Origin of the sequence: Actinoplanes sp. L3-i22 (assembly GCF_019704555.1) — a bacterium.
In the GTDB taxonomy this organism is placed as follows: Bacteria; Actinomycetota; Actinomycetes; order Mycobacteriales; family Micromonosporaceae; genus Actinoplanes.
Genome location: NZ_AP024745.1, coordinates 8,875,395 through 8,895,670, shown reverse-complemented (window position 1 = coordinate 8,895,670; position 20,276 = coordinate 8,875,395). Strand labels below are relative to the sequence as shown.

At 70.9% G+C, this 20,276-nt stretch carries 19 protein-coding genes; 11 read left to right on the top strand and 8 right to left on the bottom strand.

What is annotated here, in order from left to right; translation table 11 throughout:
* Positions 1 to 144: 144 nt before the first annotated feature.
* Both L3i22_RS39910 and L3i22_RS39905 read right to left on the bottom strand, forming a co-directional pair.
* Positions 145 to 882, bottom strand: a complete 738-nt coding sequence (locus L3i22_RS39910; protein ID WP_221322645.1) for a GntR family transcriptional regulator — start codon at positions 880 to 882, stop codon at positions 145 to 147.
* A 51-nt stretch (positions 883 to 933) separates the two neighbouring features.
* Positions 934 to 1,512, bottom strand: coding sequence for a copper resistance CopC family protein (locus L3i22_RS39905; protein ID WP_221322644.1), 579 nt, complete (start codon positions 1,510 to 1,512; stop codon positions 934 to 936).
* Between the two features lie 211 nt (positions 1,513 to 1,723).
* Between L3i22_RS39905 and L3i22_RS39900 the strand changes: the two genes are divergently transcribed.
* Positions 1,724 to 2,533: a hypothetical protein gene (locus tag L3i22_RS39900; RefSeq protein ID WP_221322643.1), complete on the top strand. Its 810-nt coding sequence runs from the start codon at positions 1,724 to 1,726 to the stop codon at positions 2,531 to 2,533.
* A 608-nt stretch (positions 2,534 to 3,141) separates the two neighbouring features.
* Here L3i22_RS39900 and L3i22_RS39895 read toward each other — a convergent pair.
* The 4 genes from L3i22_RS39895 to L3i22_RS39880 form a co-directional block, all read right to left on the bottom strand.
* Positions 3,142 to 4,191: a glycoside hydrolase family 26 protein gene (locus L3i22_RS39895; RefSeq protein WP_255657524.1), complete on the bottom strand. Its 1,050-nt coding sequence runs from the start codon at positions 4,189 to 4,191 to the stop codon at positions 3,142 to 3,144.
* A gap of 136 nt (positions 4,192 to 4,327) precedes the next feature.
* Positions 4,328 to 4,873: a hypothetical protein gene (locus L3i22_RS39890; protein ID WP_221322641.1), complete on the bottom strand. Its 546-nt coding sequence runs from the start codon at positions 4,871 to 4,873 to the stop codon at positions 4,328 to 4,330.
* Complete coding sequence (locus tag L3i22_RS39885) at positions 4,873 to 5,229, bottom strand: PadR family transcriptional regulator (protein WP_221322640.1); 357 nt, start codon at positions 5,227 to 5,229, stop codon at positions 4,873 to 4,875. The genes L3i22_RS39890 and L3i22_RS39885 overlap by 1 nt, the downstream gene beginning before the upstream one ends.
* 39 nt (positions 5,230 to 5,268) lie before the next feature.
* Entirely contained in the window at positions 5,269 to 5,898 is a 630-nt protein-coding gene (locus L3i22_RS39880; RefSeq protein ID WP_221322639.1) for a DUF4360 domain-containing protein, read from the bottom strand.
* A 267-nt stretch (positions 5,899 to 6,165) separates the two neighbouring features.
* On the opposite strand from L3i22_RS39880, the gene L3i22_RS39875 reads away from it, so the two are divergent.
* From L3i22_RS39875 to L3i22_RS39845, 7 genes are all read left to right on the top strand, one after another.
* A complete protein-coding gene (locus L3i22_RS39875) occupies positions 6,166 to 6,510 on the top strand; it encodes a nuclear transport factor 2 family protein (protein ID WP_221322638.1) in 345 nt (114 codons plus the stop codon).
* A 65-nt stretch (positions 6,511 to 6,575) separates the two neighbouring features.
* On the top strand, positions 6,576 to 8,801 hold the full coding sequence (locus tag L3i22_RS39870; protein ID WP_221322637.1) for a family 43 glycosylhydrolase: 2,226 nt from the start codon (positions 6,576 to 6,578) through the stop codon (positions 8,799 to 8,801).
* A gap of 86 nt (positions 8,802 to 8,887) precedes the next feature.
* Positions 8,888 to 10,582, top strand: coding sequence for an ABC transporter substrate-binding protein (locus L3i22_RS39865; RefSeq protein WP_221322636.1), 1,695 nt, complete (start codon positions 8,888 to 8,890; stop codon positions 10,580 to 10,582).
* On the top strand, positions 10,579 to 11,493 hold the full coding sequence (locus tag L3i22_RS39860; RefSeq protein ID WP_255657523.1) for an ABC transporter permease: 915 nt from the start codon (positions 10,579 to 10,581) through the stop codon (positions 11,491 to 11,493). Before L3i22_RS39865 ends, L3i22_RS39860 begins: the two co-directional genes overlap by 4 nt.
* Positions 11,490 to 12,479: an ABC transporter permease gene (locus L3i22_RS39855; RefSeq protein WP_221322635.1), complete on the top strand. Its 990-nt coding sequence runs from the start codon at positions 11,490 to 11,492 to the stop codon at positions 12,477 to 12,479. The genes L3i22_RS39860 and L3i22_RS39855 overlap by 4 nt, the downstream gene beginning before the upstream one ends.
* Entirely contained in the window at positions 12,476 to 14,110 is a 1,635-nt protein-coding gene (locus L3i22_RS54460; protein WP_221322634.1) for an ABC transporter ATP-binding protein, read from the top strand. The genes L3i22_RS39855 and L3i22_RS54460 overlap by 4 nt, the downstream gene beginning before the upstream one ends.
* Positions 14,107 to 14,658, top strand: coding sequence for a DinB family protein (locus tag L3i22_RS39845; RefSeq protein ID WP_221322633.1), 552 nt, complete (start codon positions 14,107 to 14,109; stop codon positions 14,656 to 14,658). The genes L3i22_RS54460 and L3i22_RS39845 overlap by 4 nt, the downstream gene beginning before the upstream one ends.
* Here the strand turns inward: L3i22_RS39845 and L3i22_RS39840 are convergent.
* Positions 14,655 to 15,611: a DUF1152 domain-containing protein gene (locus L3i22_RS39840; protein ID WP_221322632.1), complete on the bottom strand. Its 957-nt coding sequence runs from the start codon at positions 15,609 to 15,611 to the stop codon at positions 14,655 to 14,657. The two genes, L3i22_RS39845 and L3i22_RS39840, sit on opposite strands and share 4 nt — an antisense overlap.
* A gap of 10 nt (positions 15,612 to 15,621) precedes the next feature.
* Entirely contained in the window at positions 15,622 to 16,227 is a 606-nt protein-coding gene (locus L3i22_RS39835; protein WP_221322631.1) for an exonuclease, read from the bottom strand.
* Between the two features lie 95 nt (positions 16,228 to 16,322).
* Between L3i22_RS39835 and L3i22_RS39830 the strand changes: the two genes are divergently transcribed.
* The 3 genes from L3i22_RS39830 to tuf all read left to right on the top strand — a co-directional run bounded on the left by L3i22_RS39830 (position 16,323) and on the right by tuf (position 20,165).
* Positions 16,323 to 17,105, top strand: coding sequence for a hypothetical protein (locus tag L3i22_RS39830; RefSeq protein WP_221322630.1), 783 nt, complete (start codon positions 16,323 to 16,325; stop codon positions 17,103 to 17,105).
* A gap of 204 nt (positions 17,106 to 17,309) precedes the next feature.
* Positions 17,310 to 18,710, top strand: coding sequence for a stress response protein (locus L3i22_RS39825; protein ID WP_221322629.1), 1,401 nt, complete (start codon positions 17,310 to 17,312; stop codon positions 18,708 to 18,710).
* Positions 18,711 to 18,974: 264 nt separating this feature from the next.
* Positions 18,975 to 20,165: an elongation factor Tu gene (tuf, locus tag L3i22_RS39820; protein WP_221322628.1), complete on the top strand. Its 1,191-nt coding sequence runs from the start codon at positions 18,975 to 18,977 to the stop codon at positions 20,163 to 20,165.
* Positions 20,166 to 20,276 lie beyond the last annotated feature (111 nt).

Sequence of the window (20,276 nt, the reverse complement as noted above, 5' to 3'; positions counted from 1 at the left end):
GAAGGTGAACGTCGCCATAACGGCGCGTTTACTGGTGGGGGCCATCCAACACCATCGCGCTGTCAACCGCCATCGCGGGGAGCGCCGGGCCGGCCGCCTCGCGAGCAGTCGATCTACCTGCGGTAACGGTCCGGCGACCCTGGGTCAGCCGGTGAGCCTGGTCTCGAAGCCGATGCGGTCGCCGCGGTAGAGGGAGCGGACCCGCTCGATCGGCCGGCCGGCCGGGTCCGCCGAGACGCGCCGCATCAGCAGCATCGGCTGGGCCGGGTTCGTGCCCAGCAGCATCGCCTCACGCGGGCTGGCCAGCACGGTCTCGATCCGCTCCACGGCCGAGGCGTAGATCAGGCCGTACCGCTCGCTCATGTGCTGGTACAGCGAACCGGTGCCGTCGTAGCCGTCCATCAGGCCGGGGAACCGGTCCACCGGCAGGTACGTGCTCTCCAGGCCCAGCTGCTCGCCGTCGGCGAGCAGCACCCGCTCCAGGTGCAGCACCTCGTCGGTCGCGCCGATGCCGAGCTCGCCGGCGAGCGGGCCGGCCGGCACCGTCTCCACGGTCACCACCCGGCGGCCCGGGTTGCGGCCCATCTCCCGCAGCGCCTCGGTGTAACCGCGCAGCGCCAGCGGCTGGACCAGTTTCGGCGCGGCGACGAACGTGCCCCGGCCGCGGTACGCCCGCAGCCGCCCCTCCATGGTCAGCTCGCTGATCGCCTGCCGCAGGGTGGAGCGTGCCACGCCGTACGCCGCCGCCAGGTCCCGCTCGGCGGGGAGCGGGGTCCCCTCGCCGAGCTCGGCCAGCAGGTTGAGCAGCTGACCCTTGACCACGTAGTACTTCGGGACCCGGCCGTGCTCGGGGACACCCCCGCGGACCGCCTCGATCGTCACCGGCCCGATGATAGGTCCCGGGCCGGCCGGCCTTCAGATCGTCGATCGCGATCAAGCGCCGGGCGCGTTCCTCCGTCGCCGGACGAAGACGAAGATCGCGGCGCCGGCCAGCGCCAGGATGCCGATCCCGGCGATCAGGCCCAGCCACGGCCCGTTCCCGTCGTCAGCCGGCTCGACGTCCTGAGCGACCGTGGCGACGACGGTCGCGGTAGCGGCGGCGCTCGTCGGCGCGACGCTTGGCGCGTCCGAGGTCGGCGCGGCGGACGCCACCGGCGCGGCCACCGTGAACGTGTACGAACTCTTGATCACGTCACCGTCGTCCGCGGTCAGCTGGTAGGCGACCGTGTACTTCCCGTTCGCCAGCCCCTCGGCGAAGCTGACCGAGACCGACTTCCCGCTCACCACCGGATCGGCCCCGGCGGCCGGACCGTCCGGACCGGCGACGGTCAGCTTGGTCGAGCCCGCGTCCAGCTTCTCCAGAAAGGTCAGCTTGACGACGGTCGGCGCCGTCTTCACCGTCGCGTTCTTCGCCGGCGCCGCCTCGACGAGCGGATTGTGCGCGGCCGCCGGCACGGCCGGGATCAGCACCGCGACCACAGCGGCGAGGACAAGCAGAAGACGTTTCGTCATGGCGTCAGTAGATCTCTCTCGTCGGGTTGCCGGTTAGTCGACACACGAGGCCGATTGGTTCCCAGCGGCTTCGCCGCCTTTTCACCCCGATTTCGCCGTACGGGCGGAGCAGCTCTTAGCCGTTTCTTACGCGCCGATGGCGCACATCACAGGTACGCGAGCGATTCTCGTACCGGGCGCTCATGCCTCGCGACCGAACACGGAGTCCCCGATGACCGACGAGAACCCCACCCACCGCCCCGCGACCCCGCCCCCAGCGGACGCCGAGCCCCCAACAGCCCCCATCCCAGTCCAGCCCACCACCGCGGAAACCCCCGCCACCTCCACCGTGGAAATGCCCGCCACCCCCACCGCGGCCCCGGCCGTGGAAACGCCCGCGACCACCCCGGTCACGGAAGCGTTCGCAACGCCCGCGGCCACCCCGGCGACTGCGGCTCCCGCTGCCGCGACCGTCCCGGTGCCCGCGGAGGCCGCCTACTCCACGCACGTCGCCGCCGACCAGCCCGTGCACCCGGCCGACCAGACGGCCGCCACCGCCGCCGGTCCGACCGTGCCGCCGCCCCCGCCGGGCTGGGCCTACGTCGCGGCCGACGACTCCGGGAGCCAGCTCCCGCCCCCGCCGCCGGGCCTCGCCTACGTCCCGGCCGGCCCGCCCCGCGGCCCCCGTGGCCCGCGCGGCTCCTGGCGCGGCCGCCGGATCCCGATCCTGGCCACCGTCGCCGCCCTGCTGATCGGTTGCGTGCTGGGCGCCGGCCTGACCGCCGTCGGCGGCGCGATCTTCGGCCACCACCGCGGCGGCGACCACCACAGCCAGCCGGGCCGCGGCGGCGACCGTTTCGGCCCAGGCGCCAACGGCTTCGGCAACAACGCCCCCGGAAGCAACCGCGACCGCGGAAACTTCGGCCCCGGCCAGCGAGCCCCGGGCCCCCGCGGCGGCACCAACAACGGCGGCACCAACAACGGAACCCCGCCCAGCACCGCCCCGAGCGCCGCCGTCCCCGCCCCGACCGCCTCCAGCTGATCGCCAGCCCGCGCCCCGCCATCTCGGCGGCGGCGCGGGCTGCGTGCGGTGCCCGCCCGGTCCGGCGGCGTGCGGTGCCCGCCCAGCCCGGCGGTGTGCAGGGCTTGCCCGGCCCAGCGGCGAGCAGGGCCCGCCCAACCCAAAGGGGGGCCACCGCCTCTGCCGTAATTGTGGCGCGGATTCCCGTGATCATGCTTTGGGCCTGTGGACGAGCGACTGGTGTGGATAAGTGGCAGGGCCGCGATTTTTGAGCTAGTCGTGCCCGAGGGCTTCGGGCTTCGTCTGGGTTTTGCAGTAAACCGCAACCACCCGCGGACGTCGCCCTGGAGGGCTTTGCGTTTTGGGCGCCCCGCGCCCTTGCGAAGCCCGGAAGGGTCCCCGCGGGAGCGACGATCTGTACCCCGGCGGACCGAGGCAATGAAGATCTTGAAGTTGATCTTCAGCGGGATAGCGAAGCGGTGGCGCGGAAGGCGCCGGCGCGGAGGCCGACAGCGCGGAAAGACGGTGGCGCGGAGGGCAGCGGCGTCCCGGCCGGGAATCGGTGCGGGAGTCGCTGGGAACGGGAATGAGCCGCCCGGGAGGCCGGGCGGCTCGTTTCCGTGCTGGATTCAGCGGACAGTAACGTTGAACAGCGGGTTCGCGGCAAGCTTGCGGAAAGCGGCAAGCGACGCCGGCGTGCTGTCGATGCTGATGTCGCGGTCGCCGAACAGGTCCTTCTTCGTGTCGAAGTAGACGATCGCCTTGATCGCGGGCCGCTTGGCGAGCTCCGGCAGGACGCTGTTGAACTGCGCGGCCTTGTCGACGACCTTGCCGACGCGGTGGTACGCGCCCCACTCGGCGACCATGATCGGCTTGCCCGGGTGGTTCTTGGTGGCCCAGTCGTACCAGCCCTGCGAGCCGGCGGTCTTGGCCTTACGGTCGAGCAGGTCCTTGAAGACGCCGGCGTGGTAGTAGTTCTTCTCCGCGGAGACGTACGAGTCCAGGCCGATCCAGTCGACGACGTCGTTGCCCGGGTAGAGGTCCTTCCACCAGGACTGGGCCATCCACTTCTCGTTGCCCATGTACGCGACGACGCTGACCGCGTTCGACGCGCCCTGGGCGCGCAGCCGCTGGATCACGTGCCGGAACGACTTGGCGAAGTCCTTGGCGGTCATGCCCGACTTCGGGTCGGTGCGGACGTCGTCCTCCGGCTCGTGGTTCAGGACCAGGTAGAACTTCTCGTTGAACTTGCTCTTGAGGCGGGCGGCGAACGCGTCGATCCGCTTGTCCTCCTTGCCCGCGGCGACGCCGGCCCAGGTCGAGCCGTACTCGACGCGCCAGTTCAGCAGCAGCACCCGCGGGTGCGCCTTGTCGCGGGCCATCGCGATCTCGGCGTCGGTCGGGAACTTCTCGTCACCCTTGTGGTACGTGTGGAAGATCGTCGCCGTGCGGCCGGAGAGCTTCTCCCAGTTGCGGTGCTCGGCGTCGCGCGGCTTGCCGGTGAAGCCGCCGGCCGCCGCGCCCCACAGCACGCCGCAGGTGGGGATGAGCTTGGCGCCGGTGGTGCAGTGCGCGGCGTCCGGCGAGGCCTGGGCCGGCGTGGCCGTCATCCCGGCGCCGATTCCGGCGACGAGAGCGGCCAGCGTCAGTACGGTCTTGCGGAGCGACGAGCGCTTCACAGTGAATCTCCCCCATGTTGTCCGGCGGTGTTGCCCGCCGGGCATGGAGAGAAGATTCCGGGAACGGAGTTGTCACGACGGTGCCCGCAAAGGTGCCCGCCGGTTGCTGTTCACCGGACCGCTGAAGCGCTCGGGGTCAGCTATCGGAAGCGGTCACCGGCACTTGAGAACTCCGCCGGAACAGGCGCCAGAGACGTCCGGCGAAGATCACGATCAAAAGCCAGATGGCGTACGTCAACGGAGTCCACGCCCCGCCGCTGAGCTGCACGTCCGAGCCGCTCACGGTGACGGTCTGGGCGCTCTGCAGGTAGGCCACCCCGGCGTAGGCGAACGTCCCGCTGCCGTGCGCCGCCCGCACCCCGTCCGCGAACGCGTTGGTCGCCTCGCTGAGCAGGTAGTTGAGCAGCAGCGGGGTGAGTCCGGCCGCGTAGGCCGCGCCGATCCACGACCACCGGGGCCGGTCGCCGAACTCGGCCACCAGGTACTGCTCGGCCAGGCCGCGGCTGCCCCCGAGCCGGCGCAGCGCCTCGGTCGTGCCGACGTCCGCGGCGGCTTCCAGCAGGTTCGCCCGGACCTCGCGGCGGGTGGCGATCCGCCGGGCCCGGGGCAGGTCGTAGAGCTGCTGGTCGAGCGTCCAGACCAGGCGTTCGACGCGCAGCCGGTCGACAATTCCGATCGTCATCACGGGGTCCCTTCGCGGGGTTGAGGTAGTGGGCGGGCGAGGACCGCCTGGACCCCGGCGACGTGCCGGTCCCAGGCGGCGGCGGCGTCGCCGAGGGCCTGTTCGCCCTCGGCGGTGAGCCGGTAGTACTTGCGGGCGGGCCCGCCCGGTGACGGCACCAGGCGGGTCTCCACCCGGCCCTCGCGGAGCAGGCGGTTCAGCGCCGGGTAGACGCTGCCCTCCAGCACGTCGGCGAACCCGGCGGCCTGCAGCCGCTGGACCACCTCGTAGCCGTACGACTCCCGCTCGGCCAGCAGGTGCAGGAGCAGGAGCGACAGGACGCCCTTGAGCAGTTGTGGATCGTGGCTTTCCGGCACACTCCTATACTTAGGCCAGTACTAGTTAATGTCAAGTAGTCAGCACCGGCGCCAGGCCACGTGGTACAGCGTCTCCAGGCTGCCGTCCGAGGAGTCCATCGTCAGGAAGCTGGTGGCCTTGCGCACCGACGGGCCGCCGCTGACCCGCAGCTCGGTGTTCACGTTCAGGTAGCGCTGCTCGCCGCAGTCCAGGAATGACATCGACCCCACCTCGACCCGGTCCGACTGCTGCCAGTCGGAGTCCATCCAGCCGTAGAAGTCGTGCCGGATCCGGGTCGTGTGCGGCTCGCCCTGGAAGTAGTAGGACGCCGTCTCCGAGCCGGCCGCCCCCTTCTCCAGGTGGCCGTATCCGCGGTAGTCGGCGCCCGCGACCGCGTACGTGTAGCCGGACGGCACGTGCACGTCCAGCGCCATCTGGCAGTTGCGGCGGGCGTCGGTGGCCCGCGCGCTCGGCCCGGCCTGGGCGATGAACTCGCTGTAGGTCACCGTGAACGCGGTGTTGTCCGGCGAGACCTGGATCTTCGCGGTGTCGCCCGGGCAACCGGAGCCGTTCGCGGCCACCACGTCGATGACCATCCGATCCTGCGGTGGCGGGGCGCCGTGCCACTGGGTGGACGGCACGATCGCCGACGTGAAGAGCAGGGCGCCCGCGGTGAGAGTGCTCAGCATCGATGTCCTCCGGATGAGAAAAGGTGAACGGGAATGGCGCCCCGGAATGGTCGGGGCGCCGCAAGGGAAACGTACGATTCGCCCGGTCCGAATGGGGTGACATCGCGGCCCGACCCGCTGCCATTTGTCCGATTGGAGCATCGGTGTCCCGGCCGTCCGGTCAGAGATGCGCGGTTTCGCCGCATTAGCGGCGGTGCGGTGCTATGGGCACATGGTTACCGCTGAGGTAATCGACGCGGCCGCCGTTTCGATGACATCGTGCGGAGCATGACCATCAAGGACATTTTCCTGGACGCGTTCGGCCGATTCGCCGCCGGTGACGTGGAGGTGCTGCGGGAGGTCATCCGGGACGACTTCGTCAACCACGACCCGGCCACCCCGCGGGACAAGGACGGCTTCATCGACGCCACCGTCAACGGCCCGATCGGCACCTCGACCCTGGACCTGCGGCGGGTGATCGCGGACGACCAGTTCGTGGTCGCCCACTACCTGCTGACCCCGGCGGACGGCGGCCCTGGCGAGGCGGTCGTCGACATCTGGCGCTTCGACGGCGACCTGATCGTCGAGCACTGGGACGTCTCCCAGCCGGCCACCGCCCCCGATCAGGTCTGACCTGTAACAGCTGTGAATATGCCGGATCGTTGCCGGAAGAATTCGGGCAGACCTACCTTCCGGACATGAAAACGCGTGCTGGTCTGGCGCTCCTGGTGCTGGCGGTCGTGAGTCTGACGCCGCCCACCGGAGCCCGGGCCGTGGAGACCGCCCCGACCACGTCCGTCTACACGAATCCGGTCAGTGCCGGGACCGTCGACACCTTTCCGGATCCGGCGGTGATCAAAGGGAAGGACGGTTCCTGGTACGCGTACGGGACCACCAACCCGATCTTCAACAGCCAGGGGGAGACCGGCGAGCACATCCTGCCGATCCTGTCCTCGCCGGACCTCGTGCACTGGACCTACCGGCAGGACGTGTACGCCCTGACCGGTAAGCCGTCCTACTGGGCCAGCGGCACCCGGGCCTGGGCGCCGGACATCCGCTACCTCGACGGCGGCTACTACCTGACCTACGCGCTGTCCAACGGCGGCGTCGCGCTGCTCACCGGGGCGACGCCGCTCGGCCCGTGGACCGATCACGGGCTGCTCGTGAAACCGGCCGACAGCGGCTGCCCGACCGGGACCATCGACCAGGCGCTGTTCACCGACACCGACGGCACCAACTACCTCTACTGGGGCAGCTACGACACGCTCTGCGTGCAGCAGCTCAGCGCGGACGCGACGGCCCGGGTCGGCGCGGTCACCCAGGTCGGCCGGGGGCGCCGGGCCGAGGGCTCGTTCGTGGTGCACCGCGGCGGCTTCTACTACCTGTTCTTCTCCGACGCCGGCTGCTGCGACGGCGCGTTCAGCGGCTACACCGTCAAGGTGGGCCGCTCGACCAGCCCGCGCGGCCCGTTCGTCACCCCGAGCGGCCTCGACCTGATGGCGCTGACCAGCAAGGACGGCATCGTCCTGAGCGCGAACGGGAACCGCTGGATCGGACCCGGGCACAACGCGATCGCCACCGACCTGGCCGGTCAGGACTGGCTCGTCTACCACGGCATCTCGTCCGCCGACCCGGACTTCGGGCCGGTCACCGGCGCGAACGGGGCCACTCTCAACCTCACCAGACGCCCGCTGCTGATCGACCGGCTCGACTGGATCGACGGCTGGCCGGTGGTCCGGGCCGGGGCCGGTCCGTCCGACACGCCGCAGGCCGCGCCGGTCACCACGCCGGCCGTCGACGCGCGTACCGGCTGGGACACGACCTGGCCTTCGGCCGTCGATCCGGACTCCGGCGACTATCTGACCGCTGCGAAGGCGTCCTTCTCGCTGAGTGCCCGGGCCGCTTCCGGCGACGTACGGGTCGAAGGTGACGTCCGCGCCGGCGCGGGACTGGTGATCAGCTACACCGACGAGCGCAACCACGTGGTCGCGTGGCTCGACCCGGCGTCGAACCGGCTGGACGTGGCCACCACCGTACGGGGAAAGCGCAGTGACCGGACGGCGGCCCTGCCCGCCGGGTTCTCGTTCGGCACCTGGCACAACGTCGCCGCGGAGCGGCGCGGCCGGAACCTGACCGTGGAGGTCTCCGCGGACCGCCTGCGCGACGCGGTCGCCACGGTCTCGTTGACGCTGCCCGCCGCCGTGCCGCTGACCGGCCGGATCGGCGCGTCGGCCACCGCGGCCGGCGCCGCCGCGGACAACCTCGGCGCGACCGCGCTCTACCGGCCGGTGACCCAGCGGGTCGCCGACCCGGTGCTGGGCGCGCAGCTGCCCGCCTACTCGGACGAGTTCACCGGCACGGACCCGGCGTGGAGCTGGATCCGGGGAACGAACGACACCGTGCTGACCGGCGGCGCGCTGGCCTGGCCGACCCAGAACGCCGAGCTCTACACCACCACGAACACCGCGTCGGTGCTGGTCCGGGACGCGCCGGCGGGCGACTTCACGGTCGAGACGAAGCTGACCTTCGACGGGACGCGCGGGAACCAGCAGGCCGGGCTGGTGCTCTACCAGAACGACGATCGGTGGTTCAAGCTCGCGCACTCGGTGCTGCCGCTGGCCGGGACGAGCGAGGTGACACACCAGGTGGAGTTCGGCAAGGAGGGCGAGCGCGGGGCCGTGGTGGCGAACGCGCCGATCTTCGGCGGGCCGGCGGCCGGGACGACCTGGCTGCGGCTGCGGTACCACTACGACGCGGCGAACGGTGAGGACGAGGTCCGCGAGGCGTCCAGTGTCGACGGCACGACCTGGACCTGGGGCGGGACGTGGACGCTGGCGCACACCGGGGCGTACCGGATCGGCCTGGTCTCGATGAACGCGAGCGGCGCGACGGCCTCGTTCGACTACGTCCGGACCTACCGATGATCTCGGCGGGTCGGAAATTTAAACGATTTGCATCGATTGTTGCGGGGATAGTGCACATTGCCTATCGATCCGCTAGGTTTCCGCGCATGCGTAAATTGGTACCCGCTGTCCTTTCCGCGACCGTGCTACTCGCCGGCTGCCAAGGCGGAGGCGGTGGCGACACCACCACCTCGAACGCGGCCTTCGACCCGGCGACCTGCCAGGGCGGCACGCTCACGGTCCTCAACCAGGGTGGGATCAACCACCTCGACCCGGCGCGGCTCTACACCTCCGGCGGTGGCAACCTCCCGTCGCTGCTGTTCCGCACGCTGACCACGCGCAACCGGCAGGCCGGCGAGGCCGGGACCAAGCCCGCCCCGGACCTGGCGACCGACCTCGGCACACCGTCCGACGGCGCGAAGACCTGGACCTACCACTTGCGCGACGGCATCCGGTTCGAGGACGGGACGCCGATCACGGCGGCCGACGTGAAGTACGGCATCGAGCGCTCGTTCGCCCCCGAGCTGCCCGGCGGTGCGCCCTACCTGCGCGACTGGCTGCAGGACGCGGCGAGCTACCAGGGGCCGTACAAGCAGCCCGACGGCATCAAGTCGATCGAGACGCCGGACGACAAGACGATCGTCTTCAAGCTGAGCAAGCCCGAGGGCGACTTCCCGTTCCTGGCCACCGCCACCCAGTTCGCGCCGGTCCCGAAGGCCAAGGACACCGGTGTGGACTACGAGAAGCACCCGATCTCCTCGGGGCCGTACCAGGTCGAGTCGTACGAGCCGAAGAAGTCCCTGGTCCTGGTCCGCAACACGCACTGGTCGCAGAAGATCGACGAGCTGCGCTACGCCTGCCCGGACCGGATCGAGGTCACCTCCGGCCTGGACTCCGCGGTGATCAACCAGCGCCTGGTCACCGGGGCCGGCGCGGACGCGAGCGCGGTCACCACCGACGCGGTCGTCGGCCCGGAGCAGCTCGCGCAGCTGGGCACCGGCTCCGAGCTGGACAAGCGGGTCACCCGCGGGGAGTTCCCGTCGACGACCTACCTGGCCTTCAACACCAAGAAGGCGCCGTTCGACAACCCGAAGGTCCGCGAGGCGCTCTCCTACGCGATCAACCGCACCTCGGTGGTCAACGCGCTCGGCGGCTCCGCGGTGGTCGGCCCGTCGACCACGTTCCTGCCCCCGCAGAAGGCGCTCGGCTACCAGCCGTACGACTTCTTCCCGGCCGGTGACGGCGGCGCCCCGGACCAGGCCAAGCAGGTCCTCGCCGAGGCCGGCCTGAGCAACCTGTCGATCGAGCTCGCCTACGAGAACGACGACAGCGAGGGCATCGGCCCGAAGGTCGCCTCCGCCATCCAGGAGGCGTTCAAGCAGGCCGGCGTCACGGTCAAGCTGACCGCGATCGACACCGCCACCTACCGCGACGTCACCGGCAAGCCGGCCACCCAGCCCGGCCTGTCGCTGGCCACCTGGGGTGCCGACTGGCCGTCCGGCGGCCCGTTCCTGATCCCGATCTTCGACGGCCGGCAGATCATCACCGCGGGCGGCAACTTCAACCTGGCGCAGTACAACGACCCGGAGACGAACGCCGAGATCGACGCGATCAACGCGCTGACCGACCCGGCCGCGGCGGCCGCCCGCTGGGGCGCGCTGGACGCCAAGCTCGGCAAGCTGGCGCTGGTCATCCCGCTGACCCACGAGAAGGACGTCTACCTGGTCGGCAAGAACGTCAGGAACGCGTACGCCGACGGGTGGCGCGGGCAGCTCGACATCGCCCGGATCTCGGTCAAGTGACGACCGCTCCGCCGGTCCCGTCCAGGGCGCTCGCCGCCCTGCGGCGGGACCGCGGTTTCCGGTTCGGCGCGGTGATCGCCGGCCTCATGGTGCTGGTCGCGATCACCGCCCCGCTGCTGGCCGCGCTGGCCGGGCAGGACTACACGACGTACCACGACACGCTGCTCGACTCGGCCCGCGGCGGGGTGCCGATCGGCTCGTTCGGCGGGATCAGCGGCGAGCACTGGCTCGGCGTCGAGCCCGGCACCGGCCGCGACCTGTTCGCCCGGCTGGTCTACGGCGCGCAGGTGTCCGTCGGTGTCGCGGTGAGCGCCACGTTCCTGCAGGTCCTGATCGGGGTCTCGGTCGGGACCGCCGCCGGGCTCGGCGGGCGCTGGGCCGACGCCGGGCTCAGCCGCGTCATCGACCTGGTCCTCGCCGTCCCGGCGCTGGTCCTGGCGATCTCGCTGCTCGCCATCGTGCCGCCGGACTGGCCCCGCCCGTTGATTCTGGCCGGCGTGATCGCGCTGCTCAACTGGGGTGGCACCGCCCGGATCAGCCGCGGCGAGACGCTGACCCTGCGCACCCGCGACTACGTGGCCGCGGCCCAGGTCTCCGGCGCGCCCTGGTGGCGGGTCGCCCGGCGGGAGATCCTGCCCGGCCTGACCGCGCCGGTGCTCACCTACGCCGCCCTGCTGCTGCCGACCAACATGGTGATGGAGGCCGGGCTGTCCTTCCTGGGCGTGGGCGTGCGCCCGCCCACCCCGTCCTGGGGCCAGATGCTGTCCAGCGCGACGACCTGGTTCCGGGCCGACCCGACGTACGTCTTCCTCCCGGGGTTGCTCTTGTTCCTCACCCTGCTCTCGTTCGTCCTGGTCGCCAACGGTTTGCGCCGCGTGCTCGACCCGCGGCAGCGGGAGGCGTTGCGATGATCGGCTACCTCGGCCGCCGGGTCCTGGGCGGCGTGATCGTGCTGCTCGCCCTGTCCGCCCTGATCTACCTGCTGTTCTACCTCGCCCCCAGCGACCCGGCCGTGCTGGCCTGCGGCAAGGGCTGCACCCCGGAACGGCTCGCCGACGTGCGCGCCGCGATGGGGCTGGCCGACCCGGTGCTGACCCAGTACTGGCACTTCCTGCAGGGCATCTTCGCCGGCCGGGACTACTCGCTCGGCCCGGACGTGCGGCACTGCCCGGCGCCCTGCCTCGGCTACTCCTTCGAGACCTCGCAGCCGGTCACCACGCTGCTGGTGGACCGGATCCCGGTCTCGTTCTCGCTGGCGCTCGGCGCCGAGATCCTCTCGCTGATCGTCGGGATCGGCGCCGGCCTGCTCTCCGGGCTGCGCCGGTACCGCTGGCTCGACCGGGTCGTCAACGGCCTGGTCCTGGCCGGCTACGCGATCCCGGTCTTCCTGGTCGGCCTGCTGCTGCTCCTGCTGTTCTGCGTCCGCCTGCAGTGGCTGCCGTTCCCGCAGTACGTCCCGTTCACCACCGATCCGCTGCTCTGGGCGCAGAACCTGCTCCTGCCGTGGATCGCCCTCGCGGTGATCCAGAGCGCCGCCTACGCCCGGCTGACCCGGGCCGGACTGCAGGAGAGCCTGGCCGAGGACCACATCCGCACCGCCCGGGCCTACGGCATCCCGGAGCGCCGGATCCTCTGGCGCCGGGCCCTGCGCGGGGCGCTGCTGCCGCTGGTCACGCTGACCGCGGTGGACGTCGCCTCGATCATGACCAGCGCGGTGCTCACCGAGACCATGTTCGGCCTGCCCGGCGTCGGCCAGCTGCTGGTCGGCGCGGTGAACCAGATCGACCTGCCGGTGGTCGTCGGGGTCACCCTGCTCACCGGCCTGATCATCGTGATCGCGAACGCCGCCGCCGACCTCCTCTACGCCGCCGTCGACCCCCGGGTGCAGCTCCGATGACTCTGTTGAACGTGGAAGACCTGCGGATCTCGTTCGGCGACAAGCCGGCCGTCGACGGGCTCTCCTTCGCGCTGCCGGCCGGTGGCTCGCTCGGCATCGTCGGCGAGTCCGGCTCCGGCAAGAGCACCGCCGCTCTCGCCCTGCTCGGCCTGACCAGCGGCAAGGTCAACGGCAAAATCGATTTCGACGGTACGGATTTAGCCGGCGCCCCGGACTGGAAGCAGATCCGCGGCGCCCAGATCTCGATGGTGTTCCAGGAGCCGCTCACCGCGCTGAACCCGTTCCAGACCATCGGCTCGCAGATCGCCGAGGTGTACCGGCTGCACACCGGGGCGTCCCGGCGCGCCGCCCGGGACCGCGCCGTCGAGGTGCTCGGGCAGGTGCACATCCCGGATCCGGCGCGCCGGGCCGGGGCGTACCCGCACCAGTTCTCCGGCGGGATGCGGCAGCGCGCGCTGATCGCGATGGCGATCGCCTGCCGGCCGCGGCTGATCGTCGCCGACGAGCCGACCACCGCACTCGACGTGACCGTGCAGGCCCAGATCCTCGACCTGCTCGACGAGGTGCGGGCGACGACCGGGGCGGCGCTGCTGCTGATCAGCCACGACCTCGGCGTGGTGGCCGGGTCGACCGACTCGGTGATCGTGATGCGCGACGGGCGGGCGGTGGAGTCGGGCGCCACCGAGTCGGTGCTGCTCGCGCCGGCCCACGAGTACACCCGGGCGCTGCTGGACGCGGTGCCCAAGCCCGGCAGCCGGGACTTCGAGCCGGGGGCGCCGCTGCTGCGGGTGGACGACGTACGCAAGCACTTTCCGCAGGCGCGACGCGGGTCGTTCCGCAAGCCGCCGCCGGTTCGCGCGGTCGACGGCGTGACCCTCGACGTGCACGCGGGGGAGACGCTCGGGATCGTCGGCGAGTCCGGCACCGGCAAGACCACCCTGGCCCGGATGATGGTCGGCCTGATCCCGCCCAGCTCCGGGAAGATCACCTTCGACGGCGTGGACATCGCGCGGCGGCGCGGCCGGTCGGTGCAGATGGTCTTCCAGGACCCGCTGTCCTCGCTCAACCCGCGGCGGACCATCGGCGAGAGCATCGCCGACCCGCTGCGGCTGTCCGGGGTCCGCGATCCGCGCGCCCGGGTCGAGCACCTGCTGGAACGGGTCGGGCTGTCCGCGTCCGAATACGATCGCTACCCGCACCAGCTCTCCGGCGGCATGCGCCAGCGGGTCGGGATCGCCCGCGCGGTCGCCCCGTCCCCGCGCCTGATCGTCTGCGACGAGCCGGTCTCCTCGCTCGACGTGACCACCCAGGCGCAGGTCCTCGCCCTGCTCGAAGAGTTGCGCGCGGAGCTCGGGCTGTCCCTGGTCTTCGTCTCGCACGACCTGGCCGTGCTGCGCCGGATCGCCGATCGGGTCGCGGTGCTCAAGGACGGCGTGGTCGTCGAGATCGGAAAAACCTCCGAGGTGTACGAACACCCGCGGCACGCGTACACGAAGGAACTGCTGGCCGCCGTCCCGGTGACCGATCCGGCCCAGGCCCGGCGGCTGCGGGCGCTGCGCACCGCCGGGGCCTCCCCGGCCGCCGGAGCGGCCCCCACGGCGGCGGCGATTCCCACTACCGTGTCCGAATGACCGACTACTGGTGGGAACCGCCGCTCGCCGGGACCGAGATCGAGCATCTGCTGGGCGCGATCGACCGGCAGCGGGCGACGTTCCGGTGGAAGGCCGACGGGCTCGACGCCGCCCAGCTGACCGTGACGGTCGGGGCGTCGACGCTGACGCTGGGCGGGCTGCTCAAGCACCTCGCCCTGGTCGAGGACTACCACTCGACGTGGAAACTCGGCGGCACGTCGCCGGGCGACCGCTGGCGGCCGGCCCTGGACGGCGACGGCTGGGACTTCCGGTCGGCGGCGGACGACTCGCCGCGGGAGCTCTACGCCCTGTGGGACTCCGCGGTCGCGGCGGCGCGCGAGCGGTACACGGCGGCGCTGGCCGACGGCGGCCTCGACCGGCCGGTGCACCTCACCGGGCCGGCCGGGGAGCCGGTCACCCTGCGCCGCCTGCTGTTCGACCTGCTGGAGGAGTACGCCCGGCACACCGGGCACGCGGACCTGCTGCGCGAGGCGGTCGACGGCCGCACCGGCGAGGACCCGCCGGCCGGTTGGAAACCCCAGGGCTAGTGGGGATACCCGCGCGGGGTCCGGACGGTGACCTCGTTGCGGAACGCCTCGATGCGGGTGATCACCTGGCGGCGGCCGACGGTGTTCTCGATCCGGTCCAGGTAGAGGCAGCGGGCGGCCAGTTTGTCCAGGTCGACCGTGAAATACATGGCCATCAGCGGGTTCACGAACAGCGCGCTGCCGCTGGTCCGCCGGGTGAACTGGACGTCGCCGAACTCGCCGGCCAGCGCCGCCGCGATCTGGCCGTTCACGATGCTCGGCCGGTCCGGCGTGTGCTTCGCGGCGTGCGCGACCGCGTCCCGGTAGAGGACCGCCTCCGGGCTGGACCCGGGAATCGACAGGGCGCCCAGATAGCCGCCCGCCCGGTCCAGCGCGGCCAGGTTCTCCAGCACCTGCACGTGGTTCACCCCGTGATACGCGTCGATCCCGAAGCCCAGGCAGGTCACCAGCTTCACCGGCACGTCCAGGGCGGTCACCGCGCCGAGGCTGGTGAGGTCCTCCACCGGGGTGCCGACCCCGTTCTCGTCGCCGCGGCACAGGATGTCGGTGCCGCCGTCGACCAGCACGATCGCGTCCAGCTGCAGCCGGTCGATCAGGAACTGGTACGCCTCGCGCAGGGTCTGCACGCCCAGCGGCGGGAACGCGTAGACGGTCGACGGCATGTCGTGCGCGGCCAGCCAGCGGGCGAGCGTGCCCTCCGGGAAGTACCAGTCCGGGCTCGCCGTCGCCGGCGTCACCTCGACCACGCGATCGTGGATCCACGACTCTTGGTCGACCAGCTCCAGCTCGGAGAAGGACAGGTTGGCCAGGTGCACCTCGGTCCCGGCGGCACGCAGGGCGAGGGCCAGCGGCAGACCGGCGTAGACGTCGAAGCCACCGCCGGCGCCGGCGATCAGCACCCGGCGGGCGGTGGACAGGGCGGCGAACAGGGGCGGGACGGCCAGATTTGTCACCGGTCAATGATCAACCGGGCAATGGCCGTACGTCGAAATCGTCTTGCTGCTTTTTGGCTCTTTTCCGATTCTCGGCGAGCATCGCGCAGAACAGCGCGCCCTGCTCGATCGCGTCGTCCAGCGCGACGTGACTGTGCGGGAAATCGCCGAACCAGCGCCGCGGCATGGCCCGCTTGACGGTGGCCCGGAAATCCGTGCCGAGCACGGCCATCGCATAGGATTTGATGTCCAGCGCGGAGTGCGAGAACGGGCTGACCCCGGTGAACCGGATCAGGTACCAGTACACGAAGGTGAAATCGAAGCCTGCCGGATATCCGACAAAAACCGGCCGACCCGGCAGCGTCTCGAGCCATCCGCGGTACCGCTCCAGCGCGACGGCCGGGTCCTCCGGATCCTTCCGGCAGGCCGCCCAGGCGGCCGGCTGGGTCGCCCACCACTTCATCGTCGCCGGGTGCCCGGACGCCCCGGGGAGCGTGTCGAGGTTGGCACTGAACGTGTCGATCAGCGTGCCGTCCTCGACATATGCCGCCGAGCCGAGGCTCAGCATGGAGTGCGGCCCGGGGATCGGCCCGTCCGTCTCGACGTCGGTGCTGACGTAGACCTCCGCGCGTGCCATGCCGGCACCCTACGGTCCGGTCCGCCCATGGGCGACCGAATTGATGGCACGGACTATGGTGAGCGGCCGATGCCTACGGACGGAGAAGCATGACGATGAGGATCCGACGCCTGGCTGTCACGGGTGCCGCCCTGGTGGCGCTCGCCGGTCTCAGCGCCTGCACCGCCAAGGACACCCCGGCCACCACCGGCGCGGGGGCCTCCGCGGGCGCCCCGGCCGTCGAGTCGACCGCCGGCGCGCCGAGCGACGCGTCGAAGGAGCTGGCCGCGGCCGCCACCAAGCTCACCAGCTCCAGCGGCAAGATCCACATGACGATGACCGGCGGGATGACCGGCGAGGGCGCCTTCGACACCCCGAACCGGGTCGTCGACATGACCATGGCGCTGGCCGGCTTCGGCGACATCAGCGTCCGCCAGATCGGCACCGACCTCTACGTGAAGGTCGGCGGCGCCGCCGCGAAGAGCTTCGGCACCAAGTGGATGCACCTCGACGCCAGCAAGATGCCGGCCACCAGCGCGCTCAGCCTGGAGAAGAACGACCCGCGCAACTCCGCGAAGATGCTGGAGTCCAGCACCGACGTCAAGAAGACCGGCGACGGCAAGTTCGCCGGCACGATCGACATCACCAAATCGCCGACCGCGACCGCGGAGATGCTCAAGGGCCTCGCCGGCAAGACCACCCAGGTGCCGTTCACGGCCGAGGTCGACGGCGACGGGAACCTGAGCCGGATGTCGCTGGACATGGACTCGGTCGCCCAGGGCGCCGGCAAGGTCGACGCCATCTACTCGGACATCGGCTCGAAGGTCACGGTGGCCGCACCGGCCAAGGCCCAGACGATCGAGATGTCCGACTCGGCCCTCAAATCCATCGGCGGCTGACCGCGGTTTGTCTGTTCGGGAAAGGGCGGCGCTTCGGCGCCGCCCTTTTCGCTATCCGCTCTCCGGCCCGGTGATGCCTCCACCGTTCACAGTGGACCACAGCGACACGGCGAATCAGAACTGGATGATCGGCAGTCGCAACCGTCCGCTCCGCGCCTCACGCCGGTTGTAAATTGCGTGAATCTTTTGTGACGAGGAGTGACCATGGCGGAAGAGAGCTGGCACGCCGCGAGATTGATTCCGACGTCGGGGATCAATGGGGCCGATGAACAGGAGCGCCGGGCGACCTCGGCGCTGCTCGCGGTGATGAGCGCGGTCCGGGAGTTCGGGCGGGCGTTGACCCAGCCCTACGGGGCGCCGGCCGGCACGGTGCAGACCTACATCGAGGTTCCGTTCACGCTCGGTGACGGAAAGTCCTTTCCGGACGGCCTGATCCGGGTGACCCGGGGCCAACGGCAGTGGACGGCGCTGGTCGAGGTCAAAACCGGGTCGAACGAGCTGCAGTCCGAGCAGTTGGAGCGATATCTCGACATCGCACGGGAGCAGGGCTTCGACGCGCTCATCACGGTCTCGAACGAGATTCCGCCGATGGCCGGACAGCACCCGACACGGATCGACAAGCGCAAGTTGAAAAAGGTCGCGCTGCACCACATCCCCTGGTCCGAAGTGCTGACCGTGGCGGTGATGCAGAAGGAGTATCGCGGTGTCGCGGACCCCGACCAGGCGTGGATCCTCGGTGAGCTGATCCGCTATCTGGAGCACCCGAAGTCCGGCGCCCTGGAATTCAGCGACATGGGATCGTCGTGGGTGCCCGTGCGGGAATCGGTCGGCGCCGGAACGCTCCGGCCGACGGATGCGGCGGTACCGGAGATCGCCGGGCGGTTCGACGCCCTGGTGCGCTACGCGGGGTTGCGGCTCGGGCGGCAATTGGGCACGGACGTCATCCCGGCGTTGACGCGCAAGGAACTGGCCGAGCCGGTGATCCGCACGCAAGCGGCGGTCAGTCAGCTCGCCGCGACCGGCACCATGACAGCGGCGTTGCGGATTCCGGGCGCGGTGGGCACGCTCTCGGTCACCGCGGACCTGCGTGCCGCCCGGATCACCTGCCACATCGATGTGGAGGCGCCCCGCGAAGGGCGGCCGACGACCCGGGTGAACTGGCTGGTCCGTCAGTTGAAGGACGCGCCGGAGACGGTCCGGCTGGAGTCCTACGCCGCGCACGCCCGAGGCGCGGGGAACGCCGAGCTGCTCCGGGTGGTCCGGGAGAACCCGGCAATACTGATCGCCGATCCGGCCAAGGACCTCCGGACCTTCCGCGTGGCGCTGACCTCGGCGGCGGGCACGAAGCGCGGACGCGGGCGAGGAGCGTTCATCGACTCGGTGCTGGACGCGATCGACGACTTCTACGGCCAGGTCATCCAGAACCTCAAGCCGTGGATGCCGGCGCCGCCGAAAATGCGTTCGGTCGAGGACGCCGTCGCGGTTGAGCCGGTGCCGGCGGCGCTGGTCTCCACCGCGCTGTCGTCCCAGGACGACCCGGTGCCCGGAGCGGCCGCACCGCAGCCTGTCCCAGCTGTTCAGGACGGCCTGGCGGCGCTGCCCTGACCGGAGGAAATACGGTCGCGGGGTCGGTGGTTGAGGGCTAACGTGCTCCTCATGTTCGCGCCCGGTCTGCAGCTGCCTCCCACGGTGGCTCCCGCGTGCGTTCTTCTTTTCACCGGCGCTGATACGCGACTCTGACCCTTCCCCACCAAGCGGGAGAGCCCGGGGAAGGGTCGGCTTTGTCGTGCGCGGTTCTCGCGTGCGCCGGTTGGCAGTGGCGCGCGTTCCACCCCTTGCCTCGCATCCAGTGAGGAAGAACAAAGACCCATGGCCAAGAGCCAATTCATCCGTACGAAGCCCCACCTCAACATCGGCACGATGGGCCACGTCGACCACGGGAAGACGACCCTGACCGCCGCGATCACCAAGGTCCTCGCCGACCGCGACCCGGTCGCCAACCGGTACGTCGCGTTCGAGGGGATCGACAAGGCGCCGGAAGAGGCCGCCCGGGGCATCACCATCACCATCGCGCACGTCGAGTACGAGACCGCGGGACGGCACTACGCCCACGTCGACATGCCCGGCCACGCCGACTACGTGAAGAACATGATCACGGGGGCGGCGCAGGTGGACGGCGCGATCCTGGTCGTGTCCGCCCAGGACGGCTCGATGCCGCAGACCCGCGAGCACGTGCTGCTCGCCCAGCGGGTCGGCGTCCCGCACCTGGTGGTGGCGTTGAACAAGAGCGACATGGCGGACGACCCGGAGCTGCTCGACCTGGTCGAGCTCGAGGTCCGGGAGCTGCTGTCCGAGTACGGGTTCCCCGGCGACGAGGTGCCGGTGATCCGGGTCAGCGCGCTCAAGGCGCTCGAGGGCGACCCGCGCTGGGTCGGTTCGATCGTCGAGCTGCTCGACGCGGTCGACGCGTACGTGCCGATCCCGGAGCGTTCGCTGGTCGAGCCGTTCCTGATGCCGATCGAGAACGTGCTCTCGATCAGCGGGCGGGGCACGGTCGTCACCGGCAAGGTCGAGCGGGGCGAGCTCCGGGCCGGAGAGCAGGTCGAGATCGTCGGCCTCGGGCCGACGCTGACCAGCGTCGCGACCGGGCTGGAGACGTTCGGCAAGGTGCTGGAGTCGGCGCAGGCCGGCGACAACGCGGCGGTGCTGCTGCGCGGTGTCAAGCGGGACCAGGTCGAGCGGGGCCAGGTGCTCGCGGCGCCGGGTTCGGTGCGTCCGCACATGGCGTTCCAGGCTCGGATGTACGCCTTGACGGCGGCTGAGGGCGGGCGGCACACCCCGTTCGAGGCGAACTATCGTCCGCAGTTCTACTTCCACACGACGGACGTGTCCGGCGGGATGGACCTGGGCGACCGGGACCTGGTCATGCCGGGCGACACGCTGGACGCCGTGACGGTCCGGCTGGGCAAGCCGGTCGCGCTGGAGGTCGGCCTCGGCTTCGCGGTCCGCGAGGGCAACCGCACGGTCGCCGCCGGCACCGTCACCGAACTGCTCGACTAGGAAACGCCCGGTCCCGCAGCACGTTGCGGGACCGGGCCTTCCGCGTCCCGGCAGCACGTTGCGAGACCGGGCCTTCCACGTCCCGCACAAATGGCGCGAGGTCCGTCGCGC